Genomic DNA, 13,209 nt, shown 5'->3' on the forward strand with positions numbered 1-13,209 from the left:
TCGATGACAAGCGCGCCGACAGTCGATCGCGATCTGGTCGACATGATGGACGCCGTCTTCGCCGACCACCGGCTGTCCCACGATCCTGGGCCGGCCGAGGCACGAGTCGACTTTGACCGCACATTGTGGCAACGGCTCGATGAGCTCGGGCTGGTGCGGCTGACCGGTTCGGAACAATCCGGCGGTAGCGGCGCGAGCTGGCGCGAATCGGCTGAATTACTCACCGCCGCAGTGCGGCACGGGGTACGGCTGCCGTTGGCCGAGCATGATCTCTTGGCGTGCTGGCTGCTGGAGGCCGTCGGCCACGAAGTCGACGACGCGCTCCGCACGATCCACGTGGTGCCGCAACCCGATGCACCTCGGGCGCCGACGCCCTGGGCCGGCTCCGCCGACCGGATCGTCACCGTGTGGCGGACCGGCGACGGCTATCGTGTCGCCGATGTCGACACCACGGAAATCACGATCGCCCCGGGACGCAACCTGATCGGCGAACCGCGCGACACCGTGAGAGTCGATGCGGCCGGGTGGCCCGGACAGGCGGTAGCGCCCGAGTTGGTCACCGAACTCGAGCGCAAGGCCGCGTTGGTGAGAGCCATTCAGGTTTGTGCCGCACTGGATTGCGCGATCGCGGCCTCGGTTGAGCACGTGATGTCGCGCATCCAGTTCGGCCGTCCCCTCGCCAAGTTCCAGGCGATCCAGAACCTGATCGCAGATGCCGCCGCCGAGGCGGCGGTTGCGCGCTCGGCTACCGAAGCGGCACTGCACACCGCACTCGAAACAGGATGGCTGACAGACCATCTCGACTTCCAGATCGCAGTCGCACGGTCCTGCGCTGGGCATGCGGCGTCGGCCGTGACACGTCATGCCCACCAGGTGCACGGTGCGATCGGGACGACACGCGAACACCGCCTGCACGAATGGACCCGCGCAGCCCTGGCGTGGCGCTCGGAGAACGGTTCTGTGCACTTCTGGGACCGGAAGGTCGCCGCCGCGGCGGCTGAAGCAGGCCGCACCGGCGTGTGGGCGTTGATCACTGGCACCGGGTAGCTTTCGGGATTATTCCGGTGACCGGTCACGGGCGCTGTGACGAGCAACTCCGGCGAGTTGACTGACCGGTATGAGCAACTCGATCAGCTTGCCTGAGGCCCAAGAATTCATCGCCGAGTTCTGGTTTCACTACGACCAGGGAAACTTCGCCGAAGTGGCGGCTCGGATCGGCGACGAGATGGAGTATCTGAGCCGTTCGGATTCCGGAAACTGCCCATTCGAGCATCTGCTGGCGGCCGAATTGCACGGCGGCGCAGAGACTCTCGCCTGGCTCACCGAGCACCGCAACGAGAACCCGTACCCGTGCCGCCACCACGCGACCAACGTCTTCCGGACCGGAACCGAGGGTGAGGTCACGACGGTGCGGTTCTATCTGTACGTCAACCAGATCACCAACAACGTCCCGTTCGGGGTGTCGAGCGGCGTGGTCGACGTCGGCATTCGGCGCGCGGGTGATGCGTTGGTGTTCACCTCGATGACGGTGGTGCTGGACGCCGAGAACTCGATCCCGCTCGCCGAGCACGCCGCGAAGGCCGCGGCCGCCAACGGGCAACCCGCGTGACCGCTGACGCGATCTTCGGTGGTGGCGTGGCCGTCATCACCGGCGCCGGCGCCGGCATCGGCGCCGGCGCCATTGCGGCTCTGCGTGACGAAATCCGCGTGGCCGGAGGAAACGCAGTCGACGCCGTCTGCGACGTTCGTGATGCCGCGGCGGTACAGCGGCTGGCGGACAGGGTATTCGACGAATTCGGTGCCGTGCGACTGCTGGTCAACAACGCGGGAGTCGAACAGTTCGGCTACCTGTGGGATACCCCATTGGCCAACTGGCAGCGGATCGTCGACGTCAACATCAACGGCGTATTCCATGGCATTCGCGCGTTTCTGCCACGAATGATGTCCACCGATGCGCCCGCGTGGGTGTGGAATCTGTCTTCGATCGGCGGGGTCGCCGTGGTTCCCCTGCAGGCGCCCTACATCATGAGCAAGCATGCCGTGCTGGCGCTGACCGAATGCCTGAATCTCGAGGTGCAGTCCGCAGGCCATGCTCGTCACATTCACGTCCAGGCCGTCCTGCCGGGAGCCGTCGTCTCCAACATCTTCGAATCCGCGGGCGGAGTCGACACCGGGAACACCGATGCCGCCGAGGGGCAGCGCGCGGCCATGCTCGATATCAAAGCAGCCGCAATGGACCCCCTCGCCGCCGCACAGGTGGTCTTCGATCAAGCCGCCGAAGGACGCTTCTATCTCATCACCCAACCGGACTATGTCGGTGCGGCGATGTCCGAACGTGCCCGCGTACTGACCAGCCAGCAGGCGCCACAACTGCGCGAGCATCGCCGGTTCGACCCCACCCACAACTGAGATGCCTACACCACAACTCGATCACGATGCCGCCGTCCGGGTCGCATCTTTCGGAGACATCGCACCGATGCGGACCCGCGGCCTGCCGGCCGTCCGCGCCGGTATCGAATCCGCGCCGCTCCCTGACATGCCGACCATGGCCAGCACACAGAACCTCACGGCCCCGGGGCCTGCCGGCCCGCTGGCGGTCCGCCTGTACCGGCCCAGCACGGATGAACGCCTCCCAGTCCTGGTCTACTTCCACGGCGGCGGGCTCGTCATGGGCTCCAACCACTCGTTCGAACCGTTGGCGAGAGAACTGGCCCACGCCACCGGAGTCGCCGTCGCAGCCGTCGAGTACCGCCTGGCACCGGAGTCACCACCACCCGCGCAGTTCGACGACGCCTACGCAGCGACGGAATGGATCGCCGCCAATGCGTCCGAACTCGACATCGACGCCGGACGGCTGGGGGTGGTCGGCGACAGTGCCGGTGGATCACTGGCTGCCGCAGTGGCTTTGGCGGCGCGTGACCACGCCGGGCCGCAGATAACCCTGCAGGTCCTGCTCTACCCCGGCCTGGATCGCGACATGGGCGCACCATCGATCACCGCGATGCCCGACGCACCGATGCTGCGCCACGACGACATCGTCTACATGCACGAACTGGTCGACCGTAGTGGCGATTGGCCGCATTCGCACTATCAGGTGCCGGCCTACGCAACCGATCTGAGCGGCCTGCCCCAGGCGATCGTGGTCACCGGCGAGTGCGACCCCATCCGGGACTGGGGTGAGCGCTACGCCAATCGGTTACGGGAGGCGGGAGTACAGACCACTCTCACGCGTTATCCCGGGATGTACCACGGGTTCTTGATGCGATCAGACGCGACCGCCCGCGGCCGGCTGGCCATGGCCGAAGTCGGTGCGCTGGTGCGCGCAAAGTTCGCCCATCCCGGTGCCACCGGCCGATCCACCAACGGATCCCTCATGCAAAGCGCTTCTGCCCCAACGTCGACAGTCGACACACTCACCACCGAAGGAGAACACCATGCTGACCGATGAGCGGCGACGCGAGCTGTCCGACGTCCTCCGTCCCGCCGCGCCACCGCGCGAGATCACCGATGTCTACACCCCCGACCAGCGGCGGCGACTGCTCGACATTGTGCACGACCAGGGCCCGTGGAAGCTGATCATCGCGCAGCACTTCGCCTCCGCGGACGAGCTGATGGCGACCATGAGCGGTTCGTTCCCAGAGGGGTTCACCCCGTCCCTGGATCTGTTTCTCACTCCGACGTTCCGCGGCTATCTCGCCAATTACGGTGCCGTCCTGTACCCCGAGCTGCACGACTGCTTCTACCACAGCGCCTTCCTCGAGCACGCCAAGAGCTACTGGAACGCGCAGTACGCGAAGCCACAGATAATGCTGTTCAACATCAATGGCCCATGCGCCAACCGCGATCCCGGTCATCTGGACTCCCCGAGCTTCCGTGGTGTGCGCTACGAGAACGCACCCACCTGGCTGTGCAGCGTGATGGGCAAATCAGGGCTGTTCACCGATTACCTGATCAAGATGGCCCAGGTCATCACCTGGTTCTCCCTCGATGAACAATCAGGATTCACGTACTGGCCCGACGGACCGCTCAAGGCGCCCGGACGGGTACTGCCGCCGATCAACAACCGGGGTGTGGTCGTGCAGAACGAGATGATGATGCATCGCGGCGAGGCCAACGGGCCTCTGGCACAGCAGGTTCCCGCCGGCCTGTCCTTCGACACCGTGTTCACCGGCGACCCGGCCGACCGGGATCAATGGTTGCTGAAGAACGGTGACGATGTCATCGGGAGTCACCACACCGACGAGCTGAGGTTCCTGGTGCACTGGTCCGCCGAAGTGTTCTCGGACTACGACGAACTGAAGAAGAACATGGATGGCTCCGACGACATCACGATCGAACGCGCCATCGGCATGATGGTCGATGACCTCAAAGGCAAGGGCATCAAACTCGACGTCCCCAGCGAGCCCCTCCACGACGCCGCGTTCATCGGCGCACTCAACGCGGCCTACGACTTGGGTGCCCCGACGACGTACCCGGAAGACGCGCCTGTCAGCGCGTTCCAACTCGCATAGACCGCGAAAGGCACTGGAAAATGGATCGTTTCACCGACCGTCGCGTCATCGTGACGGGGGCCGGGTCCGGCATCGGCGCGGCCACCACCGCACGGCTGCTCGATGAGGGCGCCACCGTGGTGGCCTACGACATCGCCGCCGACGGACTGGCGACCACTGCCGACGCTGCGGAAAACGCCGGCACCGCCAAGCGCCTGACCACCGCGACACTCGACATCTCGGACGAGAATGCAGTCATCGCCGCCGTCGACGGTGCGGTGGCTGAGTTGGGTGGCCTCGACGTACTCGTCAACGTCGCGGCGATACAGACCTGTTCGCATACCCACGAGACCACGTTGGCGGACTGGAACCGGACGCTCGCAGTCAATCTCACCGGTACCTTCCTCATGACACGTCAGGCACTCCCGGCCCTGCTGGAGTCGGGCCGTGGCGTGGTGGTGAACTTCACCTCCACCGCGGCGACTTTCGCCCACCCCTACATGGCGGCCTACGCCGCCAGCAAGGGCGCGGTCCTGAGCTTCACCCACTCACTGGCACTGGAGTACTCGAAACAGGGCCTGCGTGCGGTGAACGTCCAGCCAGGCGGTGTCTCTACCGCGTTGGCCAACACCACACTCGAGAAGATGCCCGAAGGCTACGACTTGGGATTGTGGGCCAAGCAGACGCCGCTACTGCACGGCCGGGACAACCCGATCCTCGGCGATCCGAGTGCTGTCGCCGCGGTGATCGCCATGGTGGCCTCCGACGACGGCGCATTCATCACCGGCACCGAAATCCGGGTCGACGGCGGCGCGCACGCGTAGTCCCCCGACTTTCCCTCGGGCACGATGCCTCGATGTCAAGAAAGCACGCCGGTTCCGCACGGGAAGCTGCGCAGGACCGGCGTGCCGCGGGGCCCTACCGGACGAGGCACCCATCAGTTTCCCGGTTCGGCGCCCGGCAAGGCCCCGACAACCATCCCCATCCCGGTCCGCAGCACCGATCGCAGGCGGTCGAAGTCACCGTGCTCGACCCACTGCACATAGGCATGCCGGCACGCCTGAATGATCAACTGCGCCGGTAACTCCCGCGTCATCGGATCATCGTCCAGGCCGATCCGGGTGTCGAGAAACTCGGTGATCGGCCCGACAAGTTCTTGACCCCAGTCCAACCAACGCAGCCGATACTGGGGTGCACCGACCACCAGTGCCATGAACGTGCGGTCGAACTCCACCTGTCCACGTTTGGGCACCTCGGTACTGAATGCGTCCACGAGGATGTCCACGACATCACCGTCTGGCGGAGCGGCCGACAATACCTCGACGCTGAGCCTGCCGAACTGACGGAACAGCGGCATGACGACGTCTTCTTTGACCGGAAAATGCCGATGAAAAGTCCGCGGCGCGATACCGACGGCCTGGCAGATGCGCTCGACCGTCGCCGACGTCGATCCCTCCGCGAGGAAGATGTCACGCGCGGCAATGGCGATATCCAGTCGGAGCTCCTCGGCACGGCGCTCCGTCAGCGTCGCCGTCCTACCCTCAGCCCGCATGCATCCTCCTGGTTTCGGCGTTGCGGCTCATAGTATTTCGTCTCCCTTGCAATGCGGCGCCGGCACGGCAATCCGTATCCCGATGACAGGGAATCCGGTAGTGACGTACGTCTCCCGAACACTACCGTTGAACCTGTCAGATTCTGACATGCATGCTGAATCTGACAGCGGGATGCCCGCCGCGTAACAGTGGTCGCTAACCGTCCCGCGCCTATTGATGCTCACGCAGCACAGCCCACCGAGGAGGAAACATGACCCCCGAATCTGTAGAAATCACCACGGAGACCATGGAATTGAATTACGACGACTACACCCACGACTTCATGGGCAAGGTCGGCAACATCCAGGACTTCTCCCGCGACTTCCTGGTCGGCCTGGCACGCGTGTTCGAGGATGTTCTGAACTTCATGCCGTATGCGCACGTGAAGATCTATTCGGAGAAGGTCGGCATCAATGCCGCGATGGATGTGACCGCCCAGGTCTCCCGGGCCGGCATGCGTCAGGTCATGCCCATGGGACGCTTCATCGCTCCGCCCGGTTGGGACTGGAAAGACGCGCAATACCAAGCGATTCCGTTCGACGTACAGACCGAGGATCTCACGAAGCCGGCTCTGATCCGCCTGATCAAGACCTACTGGGACCAGTACCTCAAGGGGCACAACTACCTCATCGACCAATGGACGAAGATCATTCCCGAAGAGGAGGTATGGCTGGGGCTGCCCGACATGTACCAGCTCATCATCGACTACCAGTACCCGAAACTGGCGAAGGTCCTCAAGATCGAGCCGGTGCATGTGGTGGACTTCCTGAAACTGGCGGTGTTGAGCATCGACGGCACCCTGGGCTACGGGGGCGAATACATCGTCTACAACCCGGACCACGTCGTGTTGAACATGCGCCGTTGCGAGGTGCTGCAGAAGTACACCGACGAGGGCCTGTACCCGCCAGCGCGCGCCTGGATGAATTGCACTTTCGAGCAACGCATTTCGGCACCGTTCTTTCCTGGCTGCAAACTGGCCATCAACCTGCCACCCAAGGACTTCAAATTCGCCCAAGGTGAGCCGTTCTGCGTGTGGACCTACACCCGTGGTGAAGAGAACCACGCGGCCGCGGCGGCTGCGCCGGATCCACGGGCCACCGCGATGGAGCGGCTCCCTCTCATGGACGTGACGGTGTCCAGCTAGAAACCGTGGGGCTGCGCCGTGACTGACGGCGCAGCCCATTTCATCAGTCTGAGAAGCTGCCGTCGACGACCGGAAGCGTCCCCGCGCGTACGGCATCATCGATCGCTCCGCTGAGCGCCGAGCACGCCAGGAACAGGCTGCGATCTCCATACGCCGCCAATTGTTGTACGGTGCAGCGCTCTTCACAACGACCGAGAGCGGTACCGGTCCACTGCACGCTGGTCTGACTCCAGCTGCTCTTGCGGACCAGTACGGCAGCTCCGCACCGCAGGCAATCCACCGGCACCATCGACATGTCGTCGAGCCGGTTGTCGTGCGGTGCCGCCATCACCCGATAGGACTGGACGCCGCGGCCCGGGCAGCAAGATTCGCCTCGACCTCTTTCATCCACGCTTCCCGGGGCCGCGTCGTGTCCAGCTCGAATTCGAACCGGTCAACCATGTCCCGCGTGACATCGGCGACGTCGACATAGAACTGCTCGTACCAACGGCGCAACTGGTACACCGGCCCGTCTTCTTCGACGAGAAGCGGATTGTCGATGCGAGTCTTGTTACGCCAGATCTCCACGTCCTGCTCGAAACCCATCTTGACGAAATCACCCAGTGCGATGGCTGTTTCGACGGCGAGCTCGTCGGGCATGGACGGGTTCTTCTCCACGACGATGCCGTATTGCAGCGCGAAGGAGTTCTCGTCGATCGGATAGTGGCAGTTGATCAACACAGTGTGCTGATCGAAACCCTCGTAGTGGTAGGTCAGCTCATCGATCATGAATGACGGTCCGTGGTAGGCGGCCAGGGATGTCGTCCCCAGAATCGTCACGCCCTCCTCGGGATCGCCAAGATCAGGCCGTCCCGCGCTTTTCATGTATTGGGTCGCGACGTGACCTTCGAAGATGTTCTTGAAGTGGGTGGGCAGCGAGCCATGGATGTAGAAGAAGTGCGCCATGTCGACCACGTTGTCGATGATCTCGCGGCAGTTGGTGTGCACCACCGTGGTGTACCAGTGCCAGTCGGTCCAACCATCGCTGGTGGCGCCTTCGATGCGAGGGATGGTCACATCCTGTGGTGGCTCATTGTGCTCGGGGTCATTCCACACGAACAGCATGCCGTCTTGCTGCAATGTGGGCCAAGCCGCGGTGCGGGCCAGCCGCGGTGTGCGCTTGGCATACGGAACCAGCTTGCATCGGCCGTCCCCACCCCAGCGCCAATCGTGGAAGGGGCACGCGATCTCGTTTCCCTTGACCGTGCCCTGGGACAGGTCGCCACCCATGTGCCGGCAGTATCCGTCCAGGACACTGATGGCGCCGTCCTCGCCGCTGAACACCACCAGCTTCTGCCCGAAAGCGTTGATCTGGTGCGGTTTTCCGTCAGCGAAATCACGGATGAGACCCAGGCAGTGCCAGCCTCTGGCAAACCTGGTCGGCACCGAGCCAGCTTCGATCAACCGGATGTCGTCGGTTTCGGATTCGGCTGTCATTGTTCGGTCCGTCCTTCAATCTGAAATCGCCATCCTGACAACATCATTGAACTGTGCGCGCCGCTTGCCGGGAGATCGGCGTTCCCGCTGACAGGAATTTCCCGGCGAGAAATGTGTCTCTGCGGTTTTAATGTCATTGACCGTGACCGCCTCGACGCACACCACGATCCCCGCTGGTCTGACCATCGCTGATACCGAAGTCGACCTTCTCGTCGTCGGGTCCGGCACCGGCCTGGGCGCCGCACTGGCCGCACGTGAACAGGGCTTGTCGGTACTCGTGATCGAAAAGTCCTCCTACGTAGGTGGTTCAACGGCCCGTTCCGGCGGCGCCCTGTGGCTGCCCGCGAGCCCCGTCATCGAAGAGTGCGGCGGCGTCGATACCGCACAGCGGGCGAGCACCTATCTCGATGCGGTCGTTGGTGATTCAGCTCCGCAGGACCGTTCGACCGCTTATCTGCGCAACCTGCCGGCGACGGTCGACATGCTGCGCCGGACCACTCCGATGAAGCTGTTCTGGGCGAAGGACTACTCCGACTACCACCCCGAGGCACCCGGCGGTTCAGCCGCCGGCCGCACCTGCGAATGCCGCCCGTTGAACACCTCGATTCTCGGTGAGTACCTGGCTGACCTGCGTCCCGGAGTAATGGAGGTCAGCATTCCAATGCCGACGACGGGCGCCGACTACCGCTGGTTGAACCTGATGAGCCGGATGCCGCGCAAGGGGTTACCCACGGTCGTCAAGCGCCTCGCGCAGGGACTCGGCGGACTCGCACTGGGTCGCCGCTACGCCGCCGGCGGGCAGGCCTTGGCCGCCGGCCTGTTCGCCGGCGCGATTCGCGCCGGCATTCCCATCTGGCTGGACACCTCGCTGACCGGCCTCGTCACCGATGACGATGGTCGGGTGACCGCCGCGACCGTCATCCATGCGGATTCCGTATTCACGATCACCGCCCGGCACGGCGTGGTGCTCGCCGCGGGCGGATTCGACCACGACATGGACATGCGGTGGAAGTTCCAGTCCGAATCCCTCGGACGCAATCTCAGCTTGGGAGCACGATCCAACACAGGCGACGCCATCCGGATAGGCCAGGAGGTCGGCGCCGGTATCGCCTCAATGGATCAATCGTGGTGGTTCCCCGCAGTGGCACCGCTGCCCGGCGCGGCCCCTGCGGTCATGCTGGCCGAACGCTCGCTGCCCGGATCATTCATCGTCGATCAGACGGGCCGCCGTTTCGCCAATGAATCGGCGGACTACATGAGCTTCGGTCAGCGGATACTGGAACTTGAAGCTGCCGCCACCCCGGTTGAGTCGATGTGGATCGTTTTCGATCAGCAGTACCGCAACAGCTACGTATTCGCGGCGGAGCTGTTTCCCCGGATGCCGATACCCCGGCGCTGGTATGACGCCGGAATCGCTTTTCGGGCAGACAATCTCACCGATCTCGCCACACAGATCAACGTTCCGGCGGGTACCTTCCGTGCGACAGTGGACCGGTTCAACGAGAACGCGTTCGCGGGTGAGGACCCGGATTTCGGGCGCGGCCGGAGCGCCTACGACCGCTACTACGGCGATCCGACGATCACGCCGAACCCCAATCTGCGTCCGCTGCTGAGTGGTCCGTTCTATGCCGTGAAAATGGTGCTCAGCGATCTCGGTACCTGTGGTGGTCTGCTCGCCGACGGTCATGCGCGCGTACTGCGGGAGGACGGCACGGTCATCGACGGTCTGTACGCGATCGGGAACACCGCCGCCAACGCCTTCGGCCGCACGTATCCGGGTGCCGGCGCCACCATCGCACAAGGTCTGGTTTTCGGCCACATTGCCGCTCAGCACGCTGCGCAGAACAGACTGGCCGCACAGGCTCGGTGAGACGCCCCGACGTCAGTCGGCGGCGTCTTCGGCAGCCGCCCTACGTTCGACCTCGTACCAGAAGGAGAGATCGGGCCAGGCGATGGCGCCGCCCTTGCTCGTGTTCGGCAGGGTTGCCTCCGCCTCGTCCAAATCCTTGATGAGGTTCAGGGCAAGCTCCCGTTCAGACGTATAATACCGGTCGGCCCAGGTCAAGGCCAGTTTGGCGTAACCCCACGTGGGATCAGCGCCGGACCACTTGGCTTCCCTGGCGGCTTCACGCTGCAACTGGTCGATTTGAGCAACGTGTTCGTGCAAGAGTTTCTTGAGCGCGGCCGGAGCGCTCAAATGGCCCAACATCACCCGCAGAATCGCTGGATGCTTCAGCGTAGGCAGCTCTATCGGTGCTTCCTTGGCCCACCGAGAAACCGCATCCAATCCCTTGTCGGTAATTTTGTAGAGTCGCCGGTAACGAGCGCCCTTTCCCTCCACGCGCGAACTCAGCAGCCCGAGCTTTTCCAGCTTCTTCAGCTCTGCGTAAATCTGGCTGTAGGCGGGACTTCCGAAAAAGAAGCGCATGCTCCAGTGGATCCACTTGCGGATGTCATAGCCCGACAGCTCGCGCTCGTACGACAGCATCCCCAGCAAGGCCCAGTTGATCGCGGGCAGCGAAGGTATGTCTGACGTCTCGGGTTCTCCCACACTCTCAGGTTAACAATCGGGCCTCTGAAGACGTCGCACCTCGACCGCCAACCGGGATTTTGCCTTGCTCGACGACGCCACGCCGACCGACAGTGATTGCCAGGTCATCAGTAGACAAGGAGCGACATGGGACTCAGGAACCAAGGGGTGCACGCAGCCTTCGCGGCACACGGTGCGCGGAGGGAACCGGCGAGCGGACCCCGCATGAGGGAGACGAACGCACCTCAGGTCCCCGAAGCGCTCTACGCGTCCCTCACAGACTCGGTCCGTCGACTCGTCGACTTCACGATTCGCAGCGAATGTGACGCCGCGACCATCGAATCAGTCCGCGCCAAAATCGACGCTGCCACAGACGAACTCGGCCGTGCGCTGATGCCGGGCTCATTCGGTGTCCAACAGGAGGTCAGCGGGTCGTCCATCGCTTGGGGCAACGCGGTCATCGGATTGCGTAACGCGCTCGCTCCCCCGCTCGACGTTCATCACGACGATGACGGAACGGCTTGGGCCGAAACCACATTGGGTGCGGCGTACGAAGGACCCAGTGGCCAGGTTCATGGGGGTATCTGCGCTTTGCTGCTCGACCATGTCTTGGGTGCGACAGCACACAAACCCGGCCAACCCGCAGTCACGGGAACGCTGACGATCCGCTACGAGAAGGGCACCGCGCTGGGACCTGTCCGGATCGCAGCCCATATCGACCGCATCGAGGGTGTGAAAACCTTTGCCGTGGGCCATATCGCTACGTCTGACGGCGTGACGGTGCGTGCAGAAGGGGTTTTCATCCATCCCCGTAGGTCCACCACGTGAGACGGCACGGTCAGCTACGTCGGCGTCAACGTGAACGGCAGCCAGTAGGTCCCGGCCCCGTCACCCGGACAGCCCGGTGCGGCCACGGTGAACGTCCGCTCCCCGGAGAAACTGCCGTCGCCGTCGGGTTTCAGGAAATCGGACCGGAATGCCGTCACCGCAGCACCATTCGGGCCGCAGTGGAACGGATAGTCTCCCGATGACTCCCAGCGGTCGCCCGTCCAGCGGTAGTCGAACAGCACCGGTGCGTTCGGATTCTCTTTGAGCTCAGTCATTCTCAGCCAGTGCGCAATACAACCACCGGCGTCGCACACGGTCCGGAACAGGGCCGCCTGGGTCGACGGGTCCGAGGTGTCGGGACGGCCGTTGAACGTCTGCCGCGAATGATCGAGAAACGTGTCGTAGCTCCCGTACAGCGGGACCGGTTCCGCACGATCAGCGTGCGCCAGCGGAGCCGTCACCAGCAGTACCGATGCGGGCAATGCACAGATTTTCGGCAGCATGACTTTGAATAGCACACTGCCCGGAGCTTCGGGGGCGATCTAACATCGCAATTGCCAACGGTCAACCGTGTTGCGCACTGTGTAGGTGTGCCAGGAATCTCCGTGCAGCAACAAGGTGACCTCGCTGGGACCTGATGGTGGGTAACCGATACCGGAAGCGTTGCAACAAGAGGCGTCGATGTCGTTACCCACGAACACGCTGACGCCGATCACACCCGATGGGCCGACGAGCAATTGACGGTCGGGGTTACTGCGATCACCGATGGCCAGCAGTCCGCTGGCGATGTTGAGGTGGCCATCAAAGGCCCGGACGCCCAATCCGCCAGTGTCCGAGCCGGAGAGCACGCGAACCCGAAGCTGCCGTCCGACGGCGTCGCACTCGTCGGCGCTCATGGTCTGTACCCGCAGTGCCTGTTGCACCGGCGCAGGTTCAGGGTCGATGCCGGACTGGATGTAGATGCCAGTAATCCCTTGCGCCCCAGCATCTTCAATTACCACGATGCCGCGGTCGGGTGCGATCATCATGTCGCACAGCAGCTTGTTCGTTGCCGTTCGTGCCGCCATGTCTCCTCTTTCCGTGGCCAAAAACTGTTTCAATCCACCCACGGATCGTCCGCGAAGTACTGTCCCGGATCATTTGGATTTC

General features: G+C 63.6%; 15 protein-coding genes. 9 read left to right on the plus strand and 6 right to left on the minus strand.

Translation table 11 applies throughout. The features are described from left to right. The first annotated feature begins 3 nt into the window (after positions 1 to 3). The 6 genes from ACJH6I_RS04490 (at position 4) to ACJH6I_RS04515 (ending at position 5,314) form a co-directional block, all read left to right on the plus strand. Positions 4 to 1,047 carry an acyl-CoA dehydrogenase family protein gene (locus ACJH6I_RS04490; protein ID WP_212806442.1) on the plus strand — a complete coding sequence of 348 codons (1,044 nt, stop codon included), beginning with the start codon at positions 4 to 6 and terminating at the stop codon, positions 1,045 to 1,047. A 70-nt stretch (positions 1,048 to 1,117) separates the two neighbouring features. Continuing rightward, entirely contained in the window at positions 1,118 to 1,609 is a 492-nt protein-coding gene (locus ACJH6I_RS04495; protein WP_212806443.1) for a polyketide cyclase, read from the plus strand. Continuing rightward, positions 1,606 to 2,409 (plus strand): SDR family NAD(P)-dependent oxidoreductase, encoded by an 804-nt coding sequence (locus tag ACJH6I_RS04500; RefSeq protein WP_406783811.1) that lies wholly within the window; start codon positions 1,606 to 1,608, stop codon positions 2,407 to 2,409. Before ACJH6I_RS04495 ends, ACJH6I_RS04500 begins: the two co-directional genes overlap by 4 nt. Before the next feature lies 1 nt (position 2,410). Beyond that, positions 2,411 to 3,448 (plus strand): alpha/beta hydrolase, encoded by a 1,038-nt coding sequence (locus ACJH6I_RS04505; protein WP_212806445.1) that lies wholly within the window; start codon positions 2,411 to 2,413, stop codon positions 3,446 to 3,448. Next, a complete protein-coding gene (locus ACJH6I_RS04510) occupies positions 3,435 to 4,511 on the plus strand; it encodes a hypothetical protein (RefSeq protein WP_212806446.1) in 1,077 nt (358 codons plus the stop codon). Before ACJH6I_RS04505 ends, ACJH6I_RS04510 begins: the two co-directional genes overlap by 14 nt. Before the next feature lie 20 nt (positions 4,512 to 4,531). Next, the gene (locus tag ACJH6I_RS04515; RefSeq protein WP_212806447.1) at positions 4,532 to 5,314 is read left to right on the plus strand and encodes an SDR family NAD(P)-dependent oxidoreductase; all 783 of its coding nucleotides are present in this window, start codon (positions 4,532 to 4,534) and stop codon (positions 5,312 to 5,314) included. Between the two features lie 113 nt (positions 5,315 to 5,427). On the opposite strand, the gene ACJH6I_RS04520 is transcribed toward ACJH6I_RS04515, so the two are convergent. Next, the gene (locus tag ACJH6I_RS04520; protein ID WP_212806448.1) at positions 5,428 to 6,042 is read right to left on the minus strand and encodes a TetR/AcrR family transcriptional regulator; all 615 of its coding nucleotides are present in this window, start codon (positions 6,040 to 6,042) and stop codon (positions 5,428 to 5,430) included. Between the two features lie 251 nt (positions 6,043 to 6,293). On the opposite strand from ACJH6I_RS04520, the gene ACJH6I_RS04525 reads away from it, so the two are divergent. Next, entirely contained in the window at positions 6,294 to 7,226 is a 933-nt protein-coding gene (locus ACJH6I_RS04525) for a hypothetical protein (RefSeq protein WP_212806449.1), read from the plus strand. Between the two features lie 43 nt (positions 7,227 to 7,269). Here ACJH6I_RS04525 and ACJH6I_RS04530 read toward each other — a convergent pair whose 3' ends face one another. Then, positions 7,270 to 7,554 carry a hypothetical protein gene (locus ACJH6I_RS04530; RefSeq protein ID WP_053855896.1) on the minus strand — a complete coding sequence of 95 codons (285 nt, stop codon included), beginning with the start codon at positions 7,552 to 7,554 and terminating at the stop codon, positions 7,270 to 7,272. Further along, on the minus strand, positions 7,554 to 8,702 hold the full coding sequence (locus ACJH6I_RS04535; RefSeq protein ID WP_053855895.1) for a Rieske 2Fe-2S domain-containing protein: 1,149 nt from the start codon (positions 8,700 to 8,702) through the stop codon (positions 7,554 to 7,556). Before ACJH6I_RS04535 ends, ACJH6I_RS04530 begins: the two co-directional genes overlap by 1 nt. A gap of 142 nt (positions 8,703 to 8,844) precedes the next feature. On the opposite strand from ACJH6I_RS04535, the gene ACJH6I_RS04540 reads away from it, so the two are divergent. Continuing rightward, positions 8,845 to 10,572: a 3-ketosteroid-delta-1-dehydrogenase gene (locus ACJH6I_RS04540; RefSeq protein WP_212806451.1), complete on the plus strand. Its 1,728-nt coding sequence runs from the start codon at positions 8,845 to 8,847 to the stop codon at positions 10,570 to 10,572. A gap of 12 nt (positions 10,573 to 10,584) precedes the next feature. On the opposite strand, the gene ACJH6I_RS04545 is transcribed toward ACJH6I_RS04540, so the two are convergent. Then, positions 10,585 to 11,253, minus strand: coding sequence for a helix-turn-helix transcriptional regulator (locus tag ACJH6I_RS04545; RefSeq protein ID WP_212806452.1), 669 nt, complete (start codon positions 11,251 to 11,253; stop codon positions 10,585 to 10,587). Between the two features lie 204 nt (positions 11,254 to 11,457). Here ACJH6I_RS04545 and ACJH6I_RS04550 point away from each other — a divergent pair, with 204 nt between their 5' ends. Then, positions 11,458 to 12,060, plus strand: coding sequence for a PaaI family thioesterase (locus ACJH6I_RS04550; RefSeq protein WP_020102778.1), 603 nt, complete (start codon positions 11,458 to 11,460; stop codon positions 12,058 to 12,060). A 14-nt stretch (positions 12,061 to 12,074) separates the two neighbouring features. Here ACJH6I_RS04550 and ACJH6I_RS04555 read toward each other — a convergent pair whose 3' ends face one another. After that, positions 12,075 to 12,563 (minus strand): hypothetical protein, encoded by a 489-nt coding sequence (locus ACJH6I_RS04555; RefSeq protein ID WP_212806453.1) that lies wholly within the window; start codon positions 12,561 to 12,563, stop codon positions 12,075 to 12,077. Between the two features lie 39 nt (positions 12,564 to 12,602). After that, the gene (locus ACJH6I_RS04560) at positions 12,603 to 13,127 is read right to left on the minus strand and encodes a hypothetical protein (RefSeq protein WP_212806454.1); all 525 of its coding nucleotides are present in this window, start codon (positions 13,125 to 13,127) and stop codon (positions 12,603 to 12,605) included. Positions 13,128 to 13,209 lie beyond the last annotated feature (82 nt).

Origin of the sequence: Mycobacterium sp. SMC-13, assembly GCF_045311035.1 — a bacterium.
Classification (GTDB): domain Bacteria; phylum Actinomycetota; class Actinomycetes; order Mycobacteriales; family Mycobacteriaceae; genus Mycobacterium.

Bases quoted from the DNA above. Each gene is read 5' to 3' on its own strand.
- ACJH6I_RS04490 (WP_212806442.1), top strand. From the start codon at position 4: ATGACAAGCGCGCCGACAGTCGATCGCGATCTGGTCGACATGATGGAC.
- ACJH6I_RS04495 (WP_212806443.1), top strand. From the start codon at position 1,118: ATGAGCAACTCGATCAGCTTGCCTGAGGCCCAAGAATTCATCGCCGAG.
- ACJH6I_RS04505 (WP_212806445.1), top strand. From the start codon at position 2,411: ATGCCTACACCACAACTCGATCACGATGCCGCCGTCCGGGTCGCATCT.
- ACJH6I_RS04510 (WP_212806446.1), top strand. From the start codon at position 3,435: ATGCTGACCGATGAGCGGCGACGCGAGCTGTCCGACGTCCTCCGTCCC.
- ACJH6I_RS04515 (WP_212806447.1), top strand. From the start codon at position 4,532: ATGGATCGTTTCACCGACCGTCGCGTCATCGTGACGGGGGCCGGGTCC.
- ACJH6I_RS04520 (WP_212806448.1), bottom strand. From the start codon at position 6,042: ATGCGGGCTGAGGGTAGGACGGCGACGCTGACGGAGCGCCGTGCCGAG.
- ACJH6I_RS04525 (WP_212806449.1), top strand. From the start codon at position 6,294: ATGACCCCCGAATCTGTAGAAATCACCACGGAGACCATGGAATTGAAT.
- ACJH6I_RS04530 (WP_053855896.1), bottom strand. From the start codon at position 7,554: ATGGCGGCACCGCACGACAACCGGCTCGACGACATGTCGATGGTGCCG.
- ACJH6I_RS04535 (WP_053855895.1), bottom strand. From the start codon at position 8,702: ATGACAGCCGAATCCGAAACCGACGACATCCGGTTGATCGAAGCTGGC.
- ACJH6I_RS04550 (WP_020102778.1), top strand. From the start codon at position 11,458: ATGAGGGAGACGAACGCACCTCAGGTCCCCGAAGCGCTCTACGCGTCC.
- ACJH6I_RS04555 (WP_212806453.1), bottom strand. From the start codon at position 12,563: ATGCTGCCGAAAATCTGTGCATTGCCCGCATCGGTACTGCTGGTGACG.
- ACJH6I_RS04560 (WP_212806454.1), bottom strand. From the start codon at position 13,127: ATGGCGGCACGAACGGCAACGAACAAGCTGCTGTGCGACATGATGATC.